General features: G+C 69.8%; 16 protein-coding genes. 13 read left to right on the forward strand and 3 right to left on the reverse strand.

Going from position 1 to position 21,601, the window contains the following annotated elements; translation table 11 throughout:
• Positions 1 to 179 precede the first annotated feature (179 nt).
• From ABD848_RS22620 to ABD848_RS22640, 5 genes are all read left to right on the forward strand, one after another.
• The gene (locus ABD848_RS22620; protein ID WP_344976361.1) at positions 180 to 1,445 is read left to right on the forward strand and encodes an ATP-grasp domain-containing protein; all 1,266 of its coding nucleotides are present in this window, start codon (positions 180 to 182) and stop codon (positions 1,443 to 1,445) included.
• Between the two features lie 4 nt (positions 1,446 to 1,449).
• A complete protein-coding gene (locus ABD848_RS22625; RefSeq protein WP_344976364.1) occupies positions 1,450 to 2,307 on the forward strand; it encodes a Rossmann-like domain-containing protein in 858 nt (285 codons plus the stop codon).
• On the forward strand, positions 2,304 to 3,410 hold the full coding sequence (locus ABD848_RS22630; protein ID WP_344976369.1) for a pyridoxal-phosphate dependent enzyme: 1,107 nt from the start codon (positions 2,304 to 2,306) through the stop codon (positions 3,408 to 3,410). The genes ABD848_RS22625 and ABD848_RS22630 overlap by 4 nt, the downstream gene beginning before the upstream one ends.
• Positions 3,407 to 4,492, forward strand: coding sequence for a dipeptide epimerase (locus ABD848_RS22635; protein ID WP_344976371.1), 1,086 nt, complete (start codon positions 3,407 to 3,409; stop codon positions 4,490 to 4,492). Before ABD848_RS22630 ends, ABD848_RS22635 begins: the two co-directional genes overlap by 4 nt.
• A 576-nt stretch (positions 4,493 to 5,068) precedes the next feature.
• A complete protein-coding gene (locus ABD848_RS22640) occupies positions 5,069 to 5,893 on the forward strand; it encodes a class I SAM-dependent DNA methyltransferase (RefSeq protein WP_344976374.1) in 825 nt (274 codons plus the stop codon).
• A 644-nt stretch (positions 5,894 to 6,537) separates the two neighbouring features.
• On the opposite strand, the gene ABD848_RS22645 is transcribed toward ABD848_RS22640, so the two are convergent.
• Entirely contained in the window at positions 6,538 to 7,620 is a 1,083-nt protein-coding gene (locus ABD848_RS22645; RefSeq protein WP_344976377.1) for a metal ABC transporter substrate-binding protein, read from the reverse strand.
• 173 nt (positions 7,621 to 7,793) lie between these two features.
• Here ABD848_RS22645 and ABD848_RS22650 point away from each other — a divergent pair, with 173 nt between their 5' ends.
• The 6 genes from ABD848_RS22650 to ABD848_RS22675 are packed head-to-tail and all read left to right on the forward strand — an operon-like array spanning position 7,794 to position 14,754.
• Positions 7,794 to 9,089 carry an MFS transporter gene (locus ABD848_RS22650; protein ID WP_344976379.1) on the forward strand — a complete coding sequence of 432 codons (1,296 nt, stop codon included), beginning with the start codon at positions 7,794 to 7,796 and terminating at the stop codon, positions 9,087 to 9,089.
• A gap of 14 nt (positions 9,090 to 9,103) precedes the next feature.
• Positions 9,104 to 10,645 carry an ABC transporter substrate-binding protein gene (locus ABD848_RS22655; RefSeq protein ID WP_344976382.1) on the forward strand — a complete coding sequence of 514 codons (1,542 nt, stop codon included), beginning with the start codon at positions 9,104 to 9,106 and terminating at the stop codon, positions 10,643 to 10,645.
• 3 nt (positions 10,646 to 10,648) lie between these two features.
• Entirely contained in the window at positions 10,649 to 11,587 is a 939-nt protein-coding gene (locus tag ABD848_RS22660) for an ABC transporter permease (RefSeq protein WP_344976385.1), read from the forward strand.
• Positions 11,584 to 12,441 (forward strand): ABC transporter permease, encoded by an 858-nt coding sequence (locus ABD848_RS22665; RefSeq protein WP_344976388.1) that lies wholly within the window; start codon positions 11,584 to 11,586, stop codon positions 12,439 to 12,441. The genes ABD848_RS22660 and ABD848_RS22665 overlap by 4 nt, the downstream gene beginning before the upstream one ends.
• Positions 12,438 to 14,141, forward strand: coding sequence for an ABC transporter ATP-binding protein (locus ABD848_RS22670; protein WP_344976391.1), 1,704 nt, complete (start codon positions 12,438 to 12,440; stop codon positions 14,139 to 14,141). The genes ABD848_RS22665 and ABD848_RS22670 overlap by 4 nt, the downstream gene beginning before the upstream one ends.
• Positions 14,142 to 14,187: 46 nt before the next feature.
• Positions 14,188 to 14,754 (forward strand): GNAT family N-acetyltransferase, encoded by a 567-nt coding sequence (locus ABD848_RS22675; protein ID WP_344976394.1) that lies wholly within the window; start codon positions 14,188 to 14,190, stop codon positions 14,752 to 14,754.
• An 816-nt stretch (positions 14,755 to 15,570) separates the two neighbouring features.
• Here ABD848_RS22675 and ABD848_RS22680 read toward each other — a convergent pair.
• Both ABD848_RS22680 and ABD848_RS22685 read right to left on the reverse strand, forming a co-directional pair.
• Positions 15,571 to 17,244, reverse strand: coding sequence for a VWA domain-containing protein (locus ABD848_RS22680; protein ID WP_344976397.1), 1,674 nt, complete (start codon positions 17,242 to 17,244; stop codon positions 15,571 to 15,573).
• A gap of 2 nt (positions 17,245 to 17,246) precedes the next feature.
• Complete coding sequence (locus tag ABD848_RS22685) at positions 17,247 to 18,449, reverse strand: hypothetical protein (RefSeq protein WP_344976400.1); 1,203 nt, start codon at positions 18,447 to 18,449, stop codon at positions 17,247 to 17,249.
• Positions 18,450 to 19,047: 598 nt separating this feature from the next.
• On the opposite strand from ABD848_RS22685, the gene ABD848_RS22690 reads away from it, so the two are divergent.
• Positions 19,048 to 19,722: a hypothetical protein gene (locus ABD848_RS22690; RefSeq protein ID WP_344976403.1), complete on the forward strand. Its 675-nt coding sequence runs from the start codon at positions 19,048 to 19,050 to the stop codon at positions 19,720 to 19,722.
• Positions 19,723 to 20,535: 813 nt separating this feature from the next.
• Positions 20,536 to 21,601 (forward strand): cellulase N-terminal Ig-like domain-containing protein (locus ABD848_RS22695; protein ID WP_344976407.1); only part of this gene is annotated, 1,066 nt, incomplete at its 3' end.

Raw genomic sequence — 21,601 nt, forward strand, 5'->3', positions numbered from 1 at the left:
CCCGGTTGGGGAGCGCGCGTTCGTCGCCGCTGGGGCAGTGCTGCCCCAGCGGCATCTTGAGTACACACCGTTACCTCGCTGCGACAACTTGACCGCAGTGTAAAGATAATGATTACCATTTTCAGGTTGTTGTGGTGTGGAAAGCACCGTCGCACTGCACGGGGAAGTTGAGGGGTTCCGTGGGACATCTACTGATGATCGAGAGCTGGGTAGGGGCGATGAGCACGCTGTTGCCCCGGGCGATCCGCGAGAGCGGGCACCGCTTCACCTTCGTGACACGAGAACTGCACCACTACCTCCGAGGTGCCCCGCCAGGGGGAGCGCACCCCCTGCTCACCGCCGACAACATCCTCACCGCCGAAACCAACGACCCCGAGGCTCTCGTCGCCCATCTGGCACGGATACACGAGGCGCTGGGCTTTGACGGGGTGCTGTCCTCCTGCGACTACTACCTCGACACCGTGACCCGCGTCGCCGCGGAACTGGGCCTGCCCGGTTGTCCGCCGGCGGCGATGACCGCCGCCCGCCGTAAGGACCTCACGCGCGCCCGACTCGCCGAAGCCGGGGTCGCCGGGCCGGGCTTTGCCACCGCCACGACCTGGGATGAACTGTCCACCGCCGCGCACCACCTCGGCTACCCCCTGGTGTGCAAACCAGTGGACCTGTGCGCCGGCATGTACGTGCGCCGGGTCGACGACACCGCACAGCTCCACGAGACTTTTCGGGAGCTGGCGGGGTTCCCGGTGAACGCGCGCGGGCAGCGCCGCACCGCCACCGTGCTGCTCGAAGAGCTGCTGACCGGGCCGGAGTACAGTGTCGAAACCGTCACGTTCCAGGGGGAGACCACGGTTGTCGGCGTCACCGACAAGAGCGTTTCCGGCCAGCCGTGGTTCGTCGAGACCGGCCACATGTTCCCCGCCGCGCTGGACACCGCCACAGCACGCGCCGTCAGCGACCTCGCCTTGGCCGCCGTGGCGGCTCTGGGCCTGGACAACACCGTCGCCCACACCGAGGTCAAACTCACTCCGGCAGGGCCACGCCTGGTCGAGGTCAACCCGCGCCCCGCCGGTAACCGCATCACCGAGCTGGTCCGCCGGGTCACCGGCATCGATCTGCCGCTGGCCCACGCCCAGGTGGCTCTGGGCCAACAGCCTGACCTCACCCCCGTTGAGACCGGTGTGGGCAGCGCGGCTGTGGCCTTCCTGCTGCCACCGGAGCCGGGCGTGATCGCGCGGGTGACAGGGGCGGAGACGGCGCGGTCCCACCCGGCCGTCGTGGAGTGCGAGGTTAAGGACAGCGGGCATAACGCCGGTGCGGCCACCAGCAACAACCACTACCTGGGACACGTGATGACCATCGACCCCAAACCTGAGGAGGCGCGCCCCACCGCCGAGGAACTGGTCGCCGGCCTCGGTGTTGCCTACAGCGGTCAGACGGGACGGTAGTTCGATGCCCGCCCTTCCCCCCGAATCCACCGTTCACGACCTCGCCCCCCTCACTGCCGCCGCGCGCGCCGGCCACCTGGGGCCCGACCCCGCTTCGCTGCCCGTCAGTGTCGGGTTCCTCACCCAGCAAGGCGCCCGTCACGCCCACCGCGGGCGCGGCTACCGCAACCACGTCCTGAGTCTGCGGGTGGCCGAGGCGGTCGGCTCGTGCGCTGTAGAGCCCGGCGAGGTCGACGACGGTGTCGCCCTCGACTGTGTGGGCCGCTGTGTCGCGGAGCTGTTGGAGCACCCCGCGGCTGCCGTGCGGGTGGCTGTGCTGGATGCCTACCTGATGCACGCCCGCCCCCACGCCACGGCGGCCGAGGCGGTCACCATCCCCGCCGGGACCTCGCTGCACAAGTCGCTGCGCCGCGCCGAGCTGGTGGTGGACCTGCTGCCCCTGCCGCCGGGCCGCACCGTACTGGTCGTGGGGGTGGTCAACTCGTTACTGCACCATCTGCGTGAGCGCGGCCTGAGCTATGTCGCCTGCGACTACGGTGGCGGGTTCACCGAGTGGGGCGAGCCCATCGTCGACGACGCCATGGCCGCCGTCGAGGACTGTGACGCGATCCTGGCCTCAGGGATGACGGTGGGCAACGCGACCTTCTGGCCCCTACTGGCCCACGCTCGCCGCACCGGTCGCCCGCTCGTCGTCTTCGCCCAAACGGGCAGCGCCATCCTGCCCCATCTGCTGGATAGCGGGCTGACTGCGCTCTCGGCCGAGCCCTACCCCTTCTTCTGGCTCGACGGCGGCCCTACCACGATCTACCGCTATCGCCGGCCCACCCCGGCCCCGATCCCCGGCGCGGAGGCTCGACTGTGACCACTGCCCTGGCCCACCCAACGTCTATCGCCGCCGACGGCGCCGCCCCAGAACTGCTGCCACTGCTGGAGAACACCCCGATCGCCCGCGTCACGGCTCCCCTGCCCTACCCCCACCCCGGCTTCTGGGCCAAGCTGGAATACCTGGGTGCCGGCGGTATGAAGGCGCGGGCCGCGGTGTCGATGTTGTTGGGCGCTCGCCACCGCGGCGAACTGGCGCCCGGCGCGCCTGTGGTCGAGTCCACCAGCGGCACCCTCGGTATCGGTATGGCCTTCGCGGGCCGGGCGCTGGGGCACCCCATCGTGTTGGTGGTGGACCGGGAGCTGGAGACGAGCATGCGCTCGCTGCTGCTGGCCTACGGCGCCAGGTTGGAGGTGGTGACCGAGCCGCACCCGGTGGGCGGCTGGCAGCGGGCGCGGTTGGAACGGGTTCACGAGATCTGCCGCGGGCTGTCCGGCGCGTACTGGCCCAACCAGTACAACAACCCCGACAACCCGGCCGGCTACGCGCCTCTGGCCCGCGAGCTGGTCGACCAGGTCGGTCACGCCGACATTTTGGTGTGCAGCGTCGGCTCCGGCGGGCACGGTTCGGGCATCGCCCGGCTGCTGCGCTCGCACTGGCCCGGCCTGCACGTGATCGGCGTCGACACCGTGGGCTCGACGATTTTCGGGTTGGCCCCCCGCCCTCGGCTTATGCGGGGGTTGGGCAGCAGTATTTACCCGCGCAACGTCGACTACACCCAGTTCGACGAGGTGCACTGGCTCGGCCCGGCCGAGGCCGTTCACGCCTGCCGCGAGCTGTCGCGGCGCAGCTTCGTCACCGGCGGCTGGAGCACCGGTGCGGTGGCGACGGTGGCGGCCTGGGCGGCCCGCATGCGGCCGGGAGCCGAGGTGGTCACCGTGTTTCCCGACGGCCCCCACCGGTATCTGGAGTCGATCTTCGACGACGACTACTGTCAGCGCCACGGCCTGCTGTCGGGGGCAGCGAGCAGGCCGGTCGAGGTCGCCTTCGGCGAGGTTGACGAGGTCGCGGGGTGGGCGCGCTGCCGCACGGTCCGCGACCCGCTGTCGCACACCCGAGCTGAGGCGGGCGATGCGGGATGAAGCTCGACTGGGAGCCGACCCGGCTGCATCTTGAGCAGCCGCTGCGGATCTCGCGTTCGGTGATGGCCGAGCGCGACGCGGTGTGGGTATACCTGAGCGACGAGCGCCACACCGGCTATGGCGAGGTCGTCACCAGCGCCTACTACGGTCTTGACCTCGACCGCATCACCGGGCTGTTGCAGCGGTGCCGCGCGTGGGCGCGCCGCCACACCGATCCCCGCGAGCTCGTAGCCGACCTGCCCACGATCACCGCCGACCTCCACACCGCGCCCGGAGTGGCCATGGCCATCGACGCCGCCGCCCACGACCTGCTCGGCCGGTGTACGGCCACGCCGGTGCACCGGCTGATCGCCGCACCGTATCGCCGCGAGGTGGCCACCGCCCGCACCATCGGAATCACCGCCGCGTCGACCGCGGCGCGCACCGCGACCGAGCTGACCCAGCAAGGGTTCGAGGTGGTGAAGATCAAGCTCGGCTCCGCCGACTTCGACGACGACCTCGCGCGGGTGCGCGCGGTGCGGGAGGCGGCGCCACGCGCGCGGCTCTTGCTCGACCCCAACGGGTGCTGGGACGCCCCCCAGGCCGCACGCCACCTGGAGCGTCTGGCGCCGTTGGGCGTCGAAGCGGTCGAGCAGCCGATCGCGCCGGGCTCGCCCGAATGCCTCGGCTGGCTGAGCCAGCGCTGCGAGCCGCCTGTGATCGCCGACGAGGACGCGGCCACCCTGGCGGATGTGCAGCGGCTCGCCGGCCGGGTGGCCGGCGTCAACGTCAAGCTCGCCAAGTGCGGCGGGATCGTCGCGGCCCGGGAGGTCATCGACGCCGCTCGCGCCGTCGGCATGGACATCATGCTGGGGTGCCTGGTCGCTAGCTCGCTGGGGCTGGCGCCCGCGGTGCATCTGAGCGGCTTCGCGCGCTGGGTCGACCTCGACGGGCACCTGCTGCTGGCCGCCGACCCCTGGACCGGGATCGGCGGCCACTACGGCCGGATCGAGGTTCCCGACCGTCCCGGGCTCGGCGTCACCCGGGTGGCCGAGACCCCCCCGCCTGCTGAAGATCGCTGTAGGACTCGGCACCGTGGTTGATCTCGCCTGGCTGGTCTGTCGTCGCTCGTACCTCGATCGCTTCGCGATCTCGGCAGCCTGGGGGCTGGGGCTGGTGGGGGTGAAGCCGTGCAGGCGGCGATCGAGCCGGGGCGTTGCGGCACAGTGGCGCCTTCACCCCGTCCTTCGACCGGCCGTTACGTTCTTCGTGATCCCCACGAGGGCCGCCGGCCTTTCCGGGCTCGACATGACCTGAGCCCACACCGGTGTGACCGCCCAACCTTGGCCCCTTTGGGGAGCGAGCCTTGGGGCTGCTACGCGAGCGACGTGAGGGAGGTACGAGCGACAGGCGAGCTGTCACGCTTTCCCCGCTAGGGGACTGTCCCCCTTTGGCTGCCGCCCTCTTTCGGGACCGCCACCGTTTCGGGCGCCACAGTGAAGCTATCGAGATCGCGCAACGATCGAGGCATGAGCGGCGGGCGAACCCTCCACCGCCGCTCGGCCGCAACGGGCGCCGCCGTCTGGAGCCCGCTCACCATCGGACTCAACCTCACTCGACGGAACACACCCGAAACACACAACGCCCCCTTCACGATCACGCTCCTCGGAGGTCGACCCGTGACACCCCCCTCCACTGCCCGCGCCGGCGGCGCCGACACCGCGAACCTGCTGACCGACAACCCGGAGCTCTACGAGCGCCAGTTTCCCGACCCCGAGCACCGGGCCGCCCGCTTCGTGGCCGACCTCGTCGAGCGTTTCGGGGACGGCCCGCGCGTCTACGACATCCTCGACGTCGGCTGCGGCACCGGCCGCGACCTGGGGCGGCTGGTGGCGTTGGGGCACCGTGGCACGGGTGTCGACATCTCCGCCGCAATGGTCGACCACGCTCGCCGGCACTGGCCCGCCGCCCGGTTCCACCAGTCGGACATGCGCTCCTTCGCGCTCGATCACACCTTCGACGTGCTGATCTGTCTCGACAGTGCGCTGCTGTACTGCCACGACAATGCCGACCTGCTGGCGTTCCTCGCCCGCTGCCGGCGCCACCTGGTGCCCGGCGGGCTGCTGATCGCCGAGATGCGCAACGGTGCCTTCTTCCTGGGCAACACCGAGCTGCTGGATGCGACCACGACGCGCGACATCACCTGGCGCGGGGTGCGCTACACCTCCCACACCCGGCTGTGGATCGACCATGCCGCCCAGTTACTGCGTCGGCGCCGGTCCTGGCAGTGGGAGGGCGGTGCGGCCCCGTTGGAGCAGCACTCGGCGTGGCGGCTGCTCTTCCCGCAGGAGTTGCGCCATTACCTCTCCTCCAGCGGTTTCGAGGTGCTGGCGCTGTTCGACGAGCCGGGGCCGCGCACCGATACGCCATGGTGCTTTGAAGCTGAGCTGTCGTCGCGGCTGTCGGGGGACCGGCTGCACGTGGTCGCCCGCAGGCTCGGATAGCCGATTGTTGCGCTGGTTGGTCCGCTCGCGGCGGTGAACAGGCTCCGCGTCGTCGCTGCCGTCCCACGCTGAACTGCGCTGCCATGGGAAACCATTCCGGACGTTGACCGCACGTACCGCAAGAGCTGATGTGCAACGGGAAAGTGGGTGATGGTGTCACCCATTGCTCGAATGACAGACGCGGAAGCTGACGCGCGGCAGTGGAGGGGGTGAGGGCGCGCCGGGGAGTGGTTTTGCTTCCCAGAACGCGGTTGGAGACGCACAGCAGCGAGGACGGCCGGTGGGGGAGAGGGCAGCGGACGCTCCCGCCCGTCGGCAGGCCGGTTATGCTCTGCGGCTGCCTCCCCTGGGGGAGACAGCCGCACAACCGAACAAAAGTCGCAGATCCGCCGGCTCACGCTCTCCAGCGGCACCGATACCGGCCACTCCCGCCTTCGCGGCGGTGGGGTCCACAAGCACGCCACCGAGTGGGCTGGTATGCGGCGGCGGGCGAGAGCGCTCGCTCGTGCTCGTGGCTCGTGCCCCGTCGGGCCGGGGCGCCCGGGCCGGGCAGCGGCCAGCCCGGACACCCCGCCGGGCAGTGTTGGACGGCGCGGGGACGCAAAGGACGTGCCGCCCGTGCCACCTGCCGGGGCAGCCCGTTCTCATTGGCAGTCGAGAGCACCCGACAGGGCGTCGAGGTTGGCGCGCTGCACGCTGAGGTAGTCCTCGCCGTCTTCCCGCTGCTGTTCGGTGAGACCGGCCAGTGGGTCGAGAACGTCGGTTTCGACGCCGGCCTCGTTCGCCAGCACCTCAGCCACCTTGGGGCTGGTCAGGGCCTCGGTGAAGATCGTGTCGATGTCGTGCTCGCGCACGATTTCGGTGACCTCGGCTAGGCGGGCGGGGGAGGGTTCGGTGTCGGGCTTGAGGCCGCTGATCCCCAGTTGACGCAGGTCGTAGCGGTCGGCCAGGTAGCGGAAGGACGTGTGGTTGGTCACGAACAGATCCTGCTGGCATTGGCTGAGGGTCTCGGAGAATTCCGTGTCGAGTTCGTTGAGCTGTTGCTCCACTTCGGCGGCACGGTCGGCGTAGGCGCTGGCGCGGTCGGGGTCGATCTCGCCCAGCCGCTCGCCTAGGGCACCGGCGATGGTGGCCATACGCACCGGGTCGTTCCAGACGTGGGGGTCGTCGGCGCCGTGGGCGTGGCCCTCTTCACTCTCGTGGGCGTGGTCTTCTTCGGTTGCGTGGGTTTCTTCGCCCTCGTGGGCGTGGCCCTCTTCACTCTCGTGGTTCTGGCCTTCTTCGCTTTCGTGGGCGTGGTCGCCTTCGTCGGCGTGCTCCTCCTCGTGGACGTGTTGGTCGCTTTCGCTGAACGGCAGCAGTTCGACCAGGGTGAGCGCGTCAAGGGCGTTGTCGCCGCCCGCCTGGCTCACCGCGTCGTCCATGGAGGGTTGCAGGGTCGAGATGTAGAAGTTCAGGTCGGCCTCTGAGACGGCGCCGATCTGGCGAGGGGACAGTTCGGTGTCGTGGGGCTCGGCGCCGATTTCGACGACGTTGGTCACGGTGACCGCGTCGCCGCCGATGCGCTCGGCCAGCCACTGCATCGGGTAGATGTTCGTGATGATCTCAAGCTGTTCGCCCTCCGAGTCGGAGGTGGTGTCGCCGCCTCCACAGGCGGCGGTGCCGGCCAGGAGCAGCGTCACAGCCGCGGCGGAGACCGGCGAACGGGCATATTTCAACGTGCGCATGACACCATTTGCATATAAATGAAAACCGTTGTCAATTTCATTACCTTTAGTGCTTGTCTCGCTTCTATGGGTTTCTGGCGGTGTCTGGTGCCGCAGTGGCTTCGATAATGGTTATCATTATCGAATTGAGGCGTTGCCATCCGGACGTCCGTCCCACCGATCCGTGAGGTTCCATGCGCACATTGCGGTCGTTGTCGGGGTTCTCCCCGGCAATCCGGCTCCTGCTGGTTAACCAGTTAGGTGTGACCACGGGCTTCTACCTGCTGATCCCCTATCTCGCGGGCTATCTCAGCGGTGACGCCGGCCTGTCCCTGGCCGTTGTCGGGGTCGTCCTCGGCGCTCGCAACCTCAGCCAGCAGGGCCTGTTCCTCATCGGAGGCACCGCCGCCGACCGGATCGGCCCGCGCGCGGTCATCATCACCGGCTGCCTGCTGCGCGCCGTGGGGTTCGCGCTGTTCGCCCTGCCCCCCAATCTTGGGGTTCTGCTGGCGGGCTCCCTGCTGAGCGGGCTGGCCGGCGCCCTGTTCAACCCGGCGGTGCGCGCCTACGTCGCCCACGCCGCCGGCGACCGTCGCGCCGACGCCTTCGCGCTGCTCAACCTCTTCTCCAGTGTCGGCATGTGTGCCGGTCCGCTGCTGGGCGCCGTCCTGATCGTCGTCGACTTCCGTCTCAGCGCCGCGATCGCCGCGTTGCTGTTCCTGGCGCTGGCGCTGGCACAGGTGGCGGTGCTGCCGCCCTACCGCGGCGAAGCGGTCCAACCGGGTGTTCTGGCCAACTGGCGCGACGTCTTCACCAACGTGCCTTTCATGGGGTTCACTCTGGCCACGACCGGCCTATTCGCGCTGCACAACCAGCTTTATCTGCTGTTGCCGGCCGCCGCTACCGAAGTCGCCGGCTCGCAGGCAGCCACCGCCGCCGTCTTCCTCGCCGCCACCGTCACCACCCTCACCCTGCAAGTACGGGTCACCGCCTGGTGCCAGCGCCGATGGTCGCGTCCCGTCGCGATCACCGTGGGACTGGCCGTGCTTGGGTTGGCCTTCCTCCCGCCGATGCTGGTGGGCATCCTCACCGCCGCGGCCGAGTTCGCGCCGCACACGCAGGCGGCCCTGCGGCTGGGCGCGGTGCTGCTCGCCGCCTGTCTGCTGGCTTTGGGGATCGCCATCGCTCAACCGTTCGTGCTGGAACTCGTCCCCGAGTTCGGCCCGCCCGCTCTCACCGGCACCTACTTCGGTGTCTTCTACCTGCTCTCGGGCCTGGTCGCCGCCGGCGGTAACGCCGCGATCGGCTGGCTGGGCGACATCGGCGGGGGCGCTACCACCTGGCTGCCCTGGGCCTGCTGCATGGCGCTAGCCGGCCTGTGCGCCGCCGCCATGGCCGGCCGGCGACGCGGTGTCCCCGCCCGCTCTCCCGTGGGCGCTACTGCCACCCCCACCCGAACCGGTCCCCACCCCACCCCGTCCCCGAAGTGAAGGAGAGAACCATCGTGCCCCCCACCCCCCGCCCTGTTGGGCTGAGCCGCCGCGGGTTCCTCGGCGCGACCGCCGTGACCCTTGCCGCTACCGCGTGCGCGCCCTCCACCGGAGGCGGGAGCGCCCCGAGTACCGGCGGGCGGTTGCGCGCGGCCTTCGCCGGCGGCGGCGCTCAGGAGGTCCTCGACCCACACCAGGTCAGCCTCTTCGTCGACGCCGCCCGCGCCAAAGCGCTCTACGACAAGCTCGCCGACCAGGGCTCGGATATGGCGGTGGTCCCCAGGCTCGCCGAGAGCTGGGAACCCGGACCCGACCTGACCACCTGGCGGGTGCGGCTGCGCGAGGCGACCTTCCACGACGGTTCCCCCGTGCGCGCCGCCGACGTGCTCTACAGCTACGCCCGCATCCTCGATCCCGAACAGGGGCACCGGGCCAAGTCCGATCTCGCCCCCATCGACATCGAGGCCAGCCACGCTGTCGACGAGCGCACGATCGAGTTCGTGCTCCACCACCCCTTCGCCGAGTTCAGCAACATCCTCGCGGCCTTCGGCGCCTACATCGTCCCCGAAGGCGCCACACAGTTCGACACCCCCGTGGGCTCGGGCCCCTTCTCGTTCGTGTCGTTCGAGCCGGGACGCAACTTCGTCGTCCGCCGCTTCGACGACTACTGGGAAGGCGCACCGCGCCTCGACGAGCTGGAGATCGTCGTCAGCAACGAGGAGTCCGCGCGGATCAACGCGCTGCTGGGCGGCCAGGTCGACTACGCCCACGACATCAGCGCCACCACCGCGCGCGCCCAGCAGGGCGAGGACTCGGTCAACCTCGTCAGTTCCCCCAACAGCAACATGATGGGCTTCGCGATGAAGCTCGACCGTCCCCCCTTCGACGACCTCCGGGTACGGCAGGCGATGTTCGCGCTGTGCGACCGCCGCGAGCTGGTCGATACCGTCCTCTCCGGGGAGGGCAGCGTCGGCAACGACCTGTTCGGCAAGGGCTTCAAGTACTACGCCGCCGACATCGCCCAGCGTGAGCGCGACCTTGACACCGCCCGCCGGCTGCTGCGCGAGGCCGGCGCCGAAAACCTCCCGGTCACCCTGGAGACCGCCGACGTGGCCGCCGGGTTCCCCGAGGCCGCCTCGGTCTTCGCCGACCAGATGCGCGCCGCCGGCATCGACGCCACCGTCAACCAGCGCAACCCCGACACCTACTGGGCCGACACCCTCGACGGGGGGCACCTCTCGGTGAACCGCTCGGGCGCCATGCCCATCGGCTCCCATATCTCCCAGCGGCTGCTTAGCGACTCTCCCACCAACGTCACCAAGTGGCAGCGCGAAGAGTTCGACGCGCTCTACACGAAACTGCAATCCACCGCCGACGAGACCGAACGCGCCGGCTACTACGAGCGGATGCAGCGCCAGCTCCACGAGGAGGGCGGCTACCTCATCTGGGGGTTTGCCAACTGGATCGTGGCCACGGGAGCACAAGTGCGGGGCGTGGAACAGGCGCCCGCCAACACGCTCGACTGGGCGCGTTTCGACAAGGTGTGGCTGGAGTAGTCCATGTGGAGGTACGCCGCGCGCCGGGTGGGCTTCGGCGGGATTCAGATCCTGGCCGTGGCCCTCTTGGCGTTCGCCCTCGTCGAGGCGCTGCCCGGCGACGCGGCCGTGGCTCTGGCCGCCGACGACCCCGACCCGCGCACCATCGCCCGCATCCGCGAGCGCATGGGCCTGGACCAGCCGGTGACGGTGCGCTTCTGGGAATGGTTGACCGGCCTGTTCCGCGCCGACCTGGGCACGTCGCTGGTGTCGGGGCGGCCGGTCACCGACATCCTCGCCGCTGCCCTGGCGCCCACCCTCACCCTCGCCGCCATCGCGCTGGCGCTGCTGCTGCCGCTGGCGGTGGGGCTGGGCGTCCTGGCCGCCCTGCGCGAGGGCGGTGCCGTGGACCGGGCGATCACCTCTGCCAGCGTCAGCCTGTACTCGGTCCCGGAGTTCGCGCTGGCCATCGTGCTGGTCGCGGTCTTCGCGCTCCAGTTGGGCTGGCTGCCGCCCACCGCGGTCGGAGTGTCCTCGCTGCTGGCCCAGCCGGCCGTGCTGGTACTGCCGCTGGTGGTCCTGCTGGCCCGCCCCATCTGCTCCATCAGCCGACTAGTGCGGGCCGGCATGATCGAGGCCCTCGGCTCCGACTACGTCGAGCACGCCCACCGGCTGGGCCTGAGCGGGCGCCGCGTGCGCTACGCCCACGCCTTGCCCAACGCGCTCGCCCCCGCCGCCGCCCAGATCTCACGCACCACGGACTGGCTGCTGGGCGGGGTCGTCGTCGAAGCCGTCTTCGTGATCCCCGGGCTCGGCACCGAACTGGTCAACGCGGTCGCCGCCCGCGACATCCCCGTCATCCAGGGGTTGGCTCTGCTGTTCGCGATGACCACGGTCGCCGTCAACCTCGCTGCCGACCTGGTCGCCTTCCGACTCGCGCCACGAACGGAGGTGGTCGCGTGAACGCGCCCCCGTCGCCGTCGCACCTGTCCAGCGGACAGGCCGCCCGACCACCACGCCCGGGGCCGGTACGCGACGTGGTGGCCGTCGTCCTCGTCGCGGTCCCGCTGGGGCTGGCCCTGCTCGGCCCGCTCGTCGCCGGGGCCGCCCCGGAGCGCACCCAGCCCTTCCTGCCCGATGCCGGATGGTTGGGCAGCGACTTCGTCGGCCGCGACGTGTGGCGCCAAGTGCTGCTGGGCGGCTGGTCCATCATCGCCACGGCGCTGTGCGCTACCGTCTTGGCCTACCTGGTGGGCGCCCCCATCGGCCTGGCCGCGGCCATGACCCGCCGGCGCTGGGTGGACGAGGCGCTGCTACGCCCGCTGGACATTCTCCTGGCGTTGCCGTCGCTGCTGTTGATGCTGCTGCTGGCCTCGATCGCCCCGCCGACGGCCTGGACGGTGGTGGGGATCGTGGCCCTGATCAACCTCCCCGACGTCGCACGGATCGTCCGTGCCGGCGCCCTGGAAGTGGCGCGGCGCACCTCGGTGGAAGCCATGTGGCTGCAAGGGGAGAGCCGCGTGGCCATAGCGGTGGTCTTCATCGGCCGGGCGGTTCTGCGCACGCTGGCCGCCGACGCCGGAGTCCGTGTGGTGGGGGCCTTCTACCTGGTCGCGGCGGCCAGCTTCCTGGGGGTGGGCACCGGCCCCGACACCAGCGACTGGGCCGTCATGGTCGACGTCAACCGCGACGGGATCTTCCTGACCCCCTGGGGGGTGCTCGTCCCGGCGATGCTGCTCGTCGCCCTGTCGATGGGGCTGAACCTGTTGTTCGACAGGCTGCTGTCCCGCCGTCGCCACGAGGAGCACACGCTATGAGCCACACCCCCCGGGAACCGGCGAGCCAGGAACGCGCCGCCGACACTCGCGTCCCCGCCCCGCCGGTCGTGTCGGTGCGCGGGTTGACCGCGCTGGCGGGCCCGCACCGCATCGTCGACGACGTCGGGTTCGACATCGCCGCCGGCGAGGTCCTGGCCTTGGTCGGCGCCTCCGGCAGCGGCAAGACCACCACCGGGCTGTCCCTCGTCGGCGATGCCCGCGCCGGCGTGCGCCTGGAGGGCAGCGTCGATATGGCCGGCACCGACGTCCTCGGCTCCCGCCCGCCCGCCGGCGCCGTGGCCTACCTGCCCCAGCACCCCGCGGCCGTGCTCAACCCGGTACGCCGCATCGGCGGCGTGCTGCGCGAGATCGCCCGCCGCCACGCCGTGGACGACGACGGCGCCCCACCCCGGCGGATCGGGCGGCGCGAGATCGACGCGCGCATCGCCGCCGCACTGCGCCGGACCCTGCTGCCACCGCCGGAGGAGTTGTTCGGCCGGTTCGCCCACCAGCTTTCGGGCGGCCAGCAGCAGCGTCTGGTGTTCGCCCAGTCGCTGCTGTGCCGTGCCCGCCTGCTGGTCGTCGACGAACCCACCACGGGCCAGGACCCCCTGACCCGGCAGCGGGTCGCCGCCGAGCTGGGTGAGCTCGCCGGCGACGGCATGGCGGTGCTGCTGCTCACCCACGACCTCGACCTGGTGCGCGACCTCGCCACCGGCGTCCTCGTCCTCCGCGACGGCGGCGTCGTCGAACGTGGCACCACCGAAGACGTGCTGTACCGGCCCCAACACCCCTACACGCGCAGCCTCACCCGAGCCCACTTCGCCGGTCCCGGCGCCGCCTCGCCGGAGTCGGGGGCCCCCGCGCAGGCCGCCCCGGGGCCGCCCCGCATCGAGGTCGTCGACCTGATCGCCGGGGGCGGCAGACGACGCGGGGCCCGCCCCATCCTCGACACGGTCGGGTTCAGGCTCGCGGCGGGGGAGTGTCTGGCTCTGGTCGGCCCCTCCGGCAGCGGAAAAACCACCCTGGCGCGCTGCGTCGCCGGGCTCGCCCCGCGCCGCGCCGGGACGGTGCGGCGCGACGGCGCGCCGCTGCCCGCCGCCGCGCGGCGCTCCCGCACCCAGCGCGCCCGCGTGCAGTACGTGTTCCAGGACGCCCGTGCCTCTTTCGACGAGTACCGCACTATCGGTGACCAGGTGGCCCGCTCCGCCGTCCGGCTGCGGGGCCTCGCCGGCGACCGTGCCCGGGGCGAAGCCGTGGACATGCTCGCGCGCACGGGACTCTCCCCCGACCACGCGCGCCGCCGCCCCGCCGCCCTGTCCGGGGGAGAGCTGCGGCGTGCCGCGCTGGCACGCGCGCTCCTGGCCGGCCCCGAGGTGCTCATCTGCGACGAGATCACCGCCGGCCTCGACGCCGTCACCCGGGCGGGCATCCTCGATCTCCTCGCCGATTTGCGACAGAGCTTCGGGATCAGCCTGTTGGTGATCGCCCACGACATGGCGGTCGTGGCCCGGCTCGCCGGTCGAGTGCTGGTTCTCGACGGCGGCCGGGTGGTGGAGGAGGGCAGCGTCGACCGTGTCGTCGCAGCCCCCACACACCCGCTCACCCGCGATCTTCTCGACGCGGCCGGTGCCCACCGCGACAGCGACGGCGCGACAGCGACCGCGCGAACGCGGGACTCGCCCTCTGCGCATCCATGAGCGACGCACTGACCACGACAACGAAAACGAAAGGAACCCGACCACGATGAGCGACACCGCACCGGCCGGCTACAACATCGGCCCGGCCACCGAAGCCGACGTCGACGGCGCCCGCACCGTGATGCTTGACACCTTCTACCGCGAATTCGGCATCGGCTACCGCCCGATGTGGCACCGTGACGTTGTCGACATCGACGGCCACTACCTGCGTCCCCCACGCCACGCGCTGTTTGTGGCGCGCCATGGTGGCGAGGTCGTGGCGACCGCCGGAGTGCGCGCCGAGGGGCCGCGCTGCCCGCCTCACCCCGCTTGGCTCGGCCGTCGCTACCCCAACGGCACCACCGCTCAACTCTTCCGGGTCTACGTCTCACCCGAGCACCGCCGCCGGGGTCTCGCCCGCCTGCTGGTGGCGCGCGCGTGTGACTTCGTGGTGCGCACGCCGGGCTACACGGCCCTCTACCTGCATACCGACGACCGCACGCCCGGCGCCGCCGGCTTCTGGCGCTCGGTGGCCAAGGAGGTCCACGACGCCCGCGACGGCGATACGACACGGCCGCAGTCGATCCACTTCGAGATCCCGATCCCGGTGGCCGCCGCGCCCGCGCCCGCCTGAGCCGGCCGCCGGGTGCCCTGGCCCGTCCGGGGCGGCGGTGCCCGCGTTTTCACAGCCCTGGCGCCGCCGCGGTCGCGCGGCGACCGGCCTGGTGCCGCGCGACACCGCCGTAGCCCCGGCTTGCGGCTAGGTTTTGTTTTGGGAAGGGCTGGGGCGTGGGGTGCGTGGCGGTGTTCGTCGTTCGCTCGTGCCTCGATCGCTTCGCGATCTCGGCAGCCTGAAGGGGGCGCCGTGGCTGAGGCGACAGGAAACGACGCGGGTGGCCACGGGGAAGGGACGTCGCTCTCGTTCGGGGCTTGCTTTAGCGGGGGATGTTGCTGTAGCGCGGGGATGGAGCGGCAGGCGGCGGGCTCTCCGGGGATGGTGGTGGGGGTGGCCCCGCTGTCAGGTGTGGCTCCGTGCGCTGGTGGGTGGCGTGCTTTTGGACGAGGGTGGTGGGTGGGTGCGGTCGTCTTGGGGCGGGGGTGTCCCGAGGAGGTGTTGGGTCGTGGCCCCGCTCTGGCGCAGGCCACCCGTCGCGGTATCCCCATTGGGGCGGGGGTGTCCCGAGGAGGTGTTGGGTCGTGGCCCCGCTCTGGCGCAGGCCACCCGTCGCGGTATCCCCACCCCCGTTACAGCCCTACCCCAGGCTGCCGAGATCGCGAAGCGATCGAGGCACGAGCGATGGGAAACACCACACGCCCTCCTCGACCCACACCGTCCCCAAGCCCCGCGTGCCCCGGGGGAGGACGGTCGCACGCACCGCCTCGGCTGCCCGGGGCTGCGGGGCACGCGCACCGTTGACAAGGGGATCGAGCCCGGCGGTGCCCGGTGTCCTTACTGGTAGCCGCGGATTTCGCGGAAGGCGGCGTCCAGCGACGACTCGCGCGCGTCGAAGGTCTGGCCGCCGGTCACCTCGGCGAGTTCTTCCATCTCGGCGGTGTTGCCGTCGCCGAACAGCACGGTGAATACGGGGACGTCGCGCAGCCGCTCGTCGAAGTCGGCGTGCTCGGCGCGGAAGTCCGCCAGTGAGCGTCCCGTGTTTACCTCGCCATCGGTCAGCAGCACGATCGAGGTGAACTGTTCCGTGTTGCTGGCCGACTCCTCGGCCAGCACGTCGTAGGCCGCCACGAGCGCGTCGTAGCCGGCGGTGGCCGGGCCTAGCCCGATGCCGTCGACCGTCTCTTTGATGTCGGTCAGCACCGGATCGGGGGTCTCCTTGGGCACCGTGAACGTTTCCGGGGCGCGCGGCGCCCCGTCGAAGGCCAGCAGCGTGACCTCTTCGCGTGCGTAGAAGCGCTGGAACTGCCCGCTGATGGAGTCGGCGTCGCCGCCGGTGAGCGTGGTCATGGCCTTGCGGAGCCCTGCGATGCGCTCACCCTCCATCGAGTACGAGGCGTCTAGCACGTAGACCGTTCGGGCCGGTTTGCGGATCTCGTCGAAGTAGCTACTGATGAGCTCGTTGACGACGTTGCTGCCGGCGGGGAAGGGCAGCTCGGTCACCGCCGGGAAGTCGGCTTCGGCGCTGACCTCTGTCGACAGCGGGCGCCGGTGCGTGTCGGCCATGATCTCGCGCTGTACTTCGGGCGAGCTGAGGTAGTCGACGAGGTCGCGGTAGCCCGCGGTCACCTCGTCGGTGGTGCCGGCCAGCAGCGACAGCGGATAGTCGGCGGTGACCGCGCCGTCGGAGGGGTAGATGACCGTCAGCGGCTCCGGCAGTTTCCCGGACTCGTTGACCGACAACAGCACCGACTCGTAGTTGATCATGCCGTCGAGTTCGGCGCCCGGGCCGTCTGTGCCGGCGCGGCGCACGTACTCCTCCGACAGCCACCCCGACGAGCCGGCAGTGAGCTGCTGTCCGGTGAAGAACGCGCGCAGCTCGGGCGTTACCCGCTCCACGTCGGCGGCCCGCAGGGCGGTCCCGCTGTCGGTCAGCGCCGAGGCCACGCCGATCAGCGCCGAGAACCCCGAGTTGGAGGCGGCGGGGCTGGTCATGCCGTAGGACAACTGGCCCTCCGCCGCGGCGGAGGCGATCTCCGACCAGCTCACTTCGGCCCCCTCGTCCCATCCCAGGTCGATCGCGAGCGATTCGCTCACCCCCATCACTACGGGGGAGGCCATGATGGGCTCCTCGGTGCGCACTGCGGCCTCGCCGTCGGGGTAGAGGTTGAGGTAGCGGTTGGAGGCGAACCACACGGCGTCGTAGCGCTCCTCGGTCTGGCCCTCGACGACCTGCTGCACGCCGTCGAGCGTGCCGGTGTAGTCGAGGTGCACGGTGACGCCGATCTCCTCCTCGGCGCGCTCCAGCAGCGGCTCCAGGTCGGCGATCTCACTGCCGGCCAAGATCCGCAGCTCACCGGCTTTCCCTGGGCCAGTCGGGGCGCTTTCGGGGCCGTTTTGGTCGTCTTCGCAACTGGTGCCGGCCAGCGTCACCGCCAGCGCGGTCGCCGCGGCGATGGCAATGTGCCGTTTCCTGCTGCGCCCTCGGTGGGTCTTTAGCTGCGCCGGCACGGTCACCCTTCCAGGTCGTCGCGGTCAGGGGAATGGGGCGGGGACACGGCGGCGTTGTCGATGTCCTCGCTGGCAGGCGGCACGCCGCCGTCGCTGTAGCGCTTCTCGATGGCGTTGAGCATGCCGTCCAGCGCGTTGTAGGTGGGGGTGTAGACGATGCTGTCGATGCTGGGGCGCACGTTCAGGCCCTTTTCCTCGGTGAAGTCGGTGAACGCCGTGCCGTCCCCGTTGGGACGGAGACCGTGTTCGACGGCTAGGCGCTGTAGCTCCGAATCGTCGGTGAGATACCGGCCCACCTCTGCGCCTTTCTCGTTCAGTGCCACCACGGTGTGTGTGGAGAACGTGGTGGGGGAGGGGTAGAGCAGCACGATGTCGTCAGGGAAGTTCGCTTCGTTGACTTTGGCGCTGATGTACTGCGCCTCGTAGGCCCACAGCAGCGGCGTGTGGCTGGCCCCCAGCGATACGAACTGCTTGAAGGGCTGCTGGGAGGTCTCGGGCGGGTTGCCCTGGTCCAGGAAGAGCCCCGACACCCGGTCCACTAGCTTCGGGTCGATCTGGGTGTCGATTATGGACTCGCCGTTGAGCAGGTAGCTGGTGACGACGAGGTACATCGCCGCCGAGTTGGAGCTGCGCGGGTCGGTGGTGCGCACCAGCACCACGTTGGGGTTGGAGCCGCCGAAGTCGCCGGGCATGTCCCGCCAGCGTCTGCCCTTGCCGGCCAGTTCCAGATAGGCCGACATGTCGAACGTCCAGGAGCCGTTGTTCTCCTGTGTTGCCAGGCCCGCCTCGGCCAACGACTCCACGACCGGCGTACGGCTGAGGATCACCATGGGCGAGAAGAACGGCTCGTAGAGTCGGTCCTCCTGCACCTCCTCGTTCTTTTGCAGCTCCTCGGCAGAGGGGGTGCTGGAGGGGAACGCGAAGTCGTCCTCGCTCAGGTCGATGTCGGTGGCGATGGTGCGCGAGCCCGCCGTGCTGACCTCGATGGTGTAGCCGAGTTCGGCGAAACGGTCCCGCACCCGGGGATCGTCGAAGAAGGGCTCCTTCTCCGAACCGATGACGCCGGTGACCATCGTCGTGCGTGTCTGTAGTAGCCCCCAGCCCACAAAGATGCCGATGCTGAGGAAGAGCACGACCGTGACGGCCACTGCCACGATCCGCCGTAGCCGTAGCCCCGATCTCCGCTCCGCGACCTTCACGACCACAGCCCTGCCTCCGTCTCCACCGGGCGGTTGTTCGGTGTTGCAATGGGCTCGAAAGACTATCCCGGCAGGTCGAGGCAGTACCTCCAGTATTAGGTGTCCAGAAAATACTATTGGGAAAATATTTGGTTAAAAGTCCAGGTCATAAGATCGCTTTTGGTGTTCAAGGTGATTAAGGCCAGAATCGGACGAAACTGGAATGTATCTCTACCGAATAGGTGACGTCGCGCTGAGGTGGCGGTGGGCTGGCTACACGCCATTCCTTAGCTGTGTCTCTTTTCGTCGCCCGTAACAGTGACCTCGGGCGCGCGAGCCTGCTCGCGGCACTGCTGCCCGATGCTGGCTGGCGCAGGCGTGGCGGCGGCGAAGGAGAGGCGAAGGAACGCCGCGCTGGTGGGAAGCAGCGGACACGCCGCCCGATTCGTTCACCCGTCCGGATTCCAGTGCATTTATCCCTAACGCTCGATTTCCCGTAAAATCTCTTCTCATCGGTGTACTGGCGCGCGTATTGCCGGAGACTTCCGGGTTGGAAGAGCGCGATCACGCAGCGGGCACCACGGTCGAAACGGCAAGTGGGCAGGGACGGAGCAGGCCGGTCGAAGTGGAACGTGGGCAGGAACCGAGCGAGCTGAGCAGTTTCCTAACAAAAAACCGCAGGGGCGTCCGCACTGCCATCCGCACGTCCCTGCTGGCACTGGCGGGAGCGCTGGGACTGTCCGGGGATTTCATCGGCACCTTCGACTCCTCCTCAGCAGCGCAACGCACGTGGATATTCCTGACGTTCACGCTGATCCTGGCCGCCCACGCCGGAGTGGAGGTCTTCAGCACGCGCAGTGACCGCCGCGTGCGCCGAGACCTCGACGAGCAATACGACAGACTCGCGGAGTTGAGCAGGCAGAAGGACGCGGTCCAGAAAGAGAAAGAGGCTGCCGAGAAGCGCCTGGCCGAGATTGAGGGGCAGAAGAGCCTCAGCGAGCAGGAGAAAGAGCGTCTCCGGTCGGAGATCCAGAGCCTGCGTTGGCTGCAAAGCGAGGAGGGGCGCAAAGCCCTCGCGGGGATACAGGCATTCGCCGACCGGCTCCTCCCCTCCGATGACGACGCCTCGGAGAGCGCCTCCGACAGGGAGGCCACGAGCACGCCGGAGCCATCCAAACGGCCGGTCACCGACTCCACCAACAAGCTTTTCCTGGAGACCGTCATCGGCTTTGGAGTGGGGCTGGCCGTGGTGGTTGTGCTCGTATCGGTGGTCTTGGGGCTCGACCTGCTGGTGAACTAGGTGCTGTCTTGCCAACGGCTGGGGTGGGGTGGGGTGTAGGTGGGGGCTGATGTGTGTCTGGGGTGGGAGTGTTCTCCGTTCGCTCGTGCCTCGATCGCTTCGCGATCTCGGCAGCCTAGGGGGCGCTGGGTCGCCGAGCATCGCTGTTGTACAGGGTGCTGCCGTTGTGGGGGATACGCCGGGGGGCGGTCTCTTGGTGGGGTGGTGGCTGAGGGCGCGCCGGAAGGCGTCGAGCCGCCCCGCTCCTGTTTGCCCTGTTGCGGTGTTGGCCCCCCGTCGGCCCCAAGCTCCGTCGTGGCACCCGTTCCACCTCAGGCACAGCCCGCCCCGGGCTGCTGAGATCGCGCAGCGATCGAGGCACGAGCGACGGGAAACCCCGCACGCTCTCCGCAGACCAAAACCACACCCCACCGCCCGCCCCCGGGGGGACTCGGCTGTGTTCCACCGGCATTGGCGCGCCCATCGCCTGCCCCCGTGTGCCCTCGCGTCGTGACGGCCCCGCCGTGGTGACCACCCGCCGCTGCGGTTCGGTCCGTCGCCCGGCGCCTTACCCGACTCCGCCGTGGGGTTTCCCGAGTTTTCCATACCGATACTTTCGCTGGTTTCGGCTGCAAATAGCCCAGAGGAAGCCCGTAAAACAGACTTTTGGGCAATCGAACCCCATTGACAGCACTGCCCATGGCTGTAAACATCCCGTTAAAGGTTGGGAGCGCTCCCAGCCGGAAAAAGTGGTAAGTCACTGCGAACCTTCACGTCCGCGGCGGCGTTTTCCGCCCCTTTGAACCGCGATATCCCCCGTCGGAAGGATCTCCTGTGCCCCGACACGTGATCCGACGATCACTATCCCTCTCCCTCACCGCCGCCCTGCCGTTGATCGGCCTTGCCCTCCCGGCCGGCGCCGCCGACGGGCCGGAGCAGATCAGCAACGGCACCTTCGACAGCGACACCGCCGGCTGGTGGGGCAGCGAGAACACCACCGTCGAGCACGTCGACGGCCAACTCTGCGCCGACATCCCCGCTGGCACCTCCGCGGCCTGGGATGTCATCGTCGGCCAGAACGACATCGCCATCGAGGCCGACGAGACCTACGAGTTCACCTTCACCGCCTCAGCCAGCGTCCCCACGCAGGTGCGCGCGCTCGTGCAGAAGCAGGTCGAGCCCTGGCCCACCGAGGTCGACGAGCGTCCCGCCCTCACCGAAGAGGCCCAGACCTTCTCCTACGTCTTCACCGCCGACACCGACCAGGACGACACTCAGGTGGCCTTCCAGGTTGGCGGTGCCGAGGAGGCGTGGACCTTCTGTGTCGACGACGTGTCGCTGACCGGCGGGGCCGAGCCCGAGGTCTACGAGCCCGACACCGGCCCGACCGTGCGCGTCAACCAGGTCGGCTACCTGCCCGAGGGACCTAAGGGCGCCACGCTCGTCACCGAGGCCACCGAGGCCATGCCCTGGCAGCTCAACAACGCCGCCGGTGACGTCGTCGCCGAGGGCGACACCGCGCCGCAGGGCATGGAGGAGTCCTCCGGACTCAACGTCCACACCATCGACTTCAGCTCCGTCACCACCGAGGGCGAGGGCTACACCCTCTCGGCCGACGGTGAGACCAGCCACCCCTTCACCATCGGCGCCGACGCCTACGAGAAACTGCGTACCGACTCGCTGTCGTTCTACTACCCCCAGCGCAGCGGGATCGAGATCGACGACTCCATCGCGCCGGGCTACGGTCGCGAGGCCGGCCACGTCGGCGAGGAGCCCAACCAGGGTGACCTGAGCGTGCCGTGCGACCCCAGTGACGATTGCGATTACTCGTTGGACGTCTCCGGCGGCTGGTACGACGCCGGCGACCACGGCAAGTACGTCGTCAACGGCGGCATCTCGG

This window comes from Salinactinospora qingdaonensis (genome assembly GCF_039539445.1).
In the GTDB taxonomy this organism is placed as follows: domain Bacteria; phylum Actinomycetota; class Actinomycetes; order Streptosporangiales; family Streptosporangiaceae; genus Salinactinospora; species Salinactinospora qingdaonensis.

Coding starts and splice junctions, on each gene's coding strand:
- ABD848_RS22635 (WP_344976371.1), top strand. CDS start 3,407: ATGAAGCTCGACTGGGAGCCGACCCGGCTGCATCTTGAGCAGCCGCTG.
- ABD848_RS22675 (WP_344976394.1), top strand. CDS start 14,188: ATGAGCGACACCGCACCGGCCGGCTACAACATCGGCCCGGCCACCGAA.
- ABD848_RS22650 (WP_344976379.1), top strand. CDS start 7,794: ATGCGCACATTGCGGTCGTTGTCGGGGTTCTCCCCGGCAATCCGGCTC.
- ABD848_RS22670 (WP_344976391.1), top strand. CDS start 12,438: ATGAGCCACACCCCCCGGGAACCGGCGAGCCAGGAACGCGCCGCCGAC.
- ABD848_RS22625 (WP_344976364.1), top strand. CDS start 1,450: ATGCCCGCCCTTCCCCCCGAATCCACCGTTCACGACCTCGCCCCCCTC.
- ABD848_RS22645 (WP_344976377.1), bottom strand. CDS start 7,620: ATGCGCACGTTGAAATATGCCCGTTCGCCGGTCTCCGCCGCGGCTGTG.
- ABD848_RS22660 (WP_344976385.1), top strand. CDS start 10,649: ATGTGGAGGTACGCCGCGCGCCGGGTGGGCTTCGGCGGGATTCAGATC.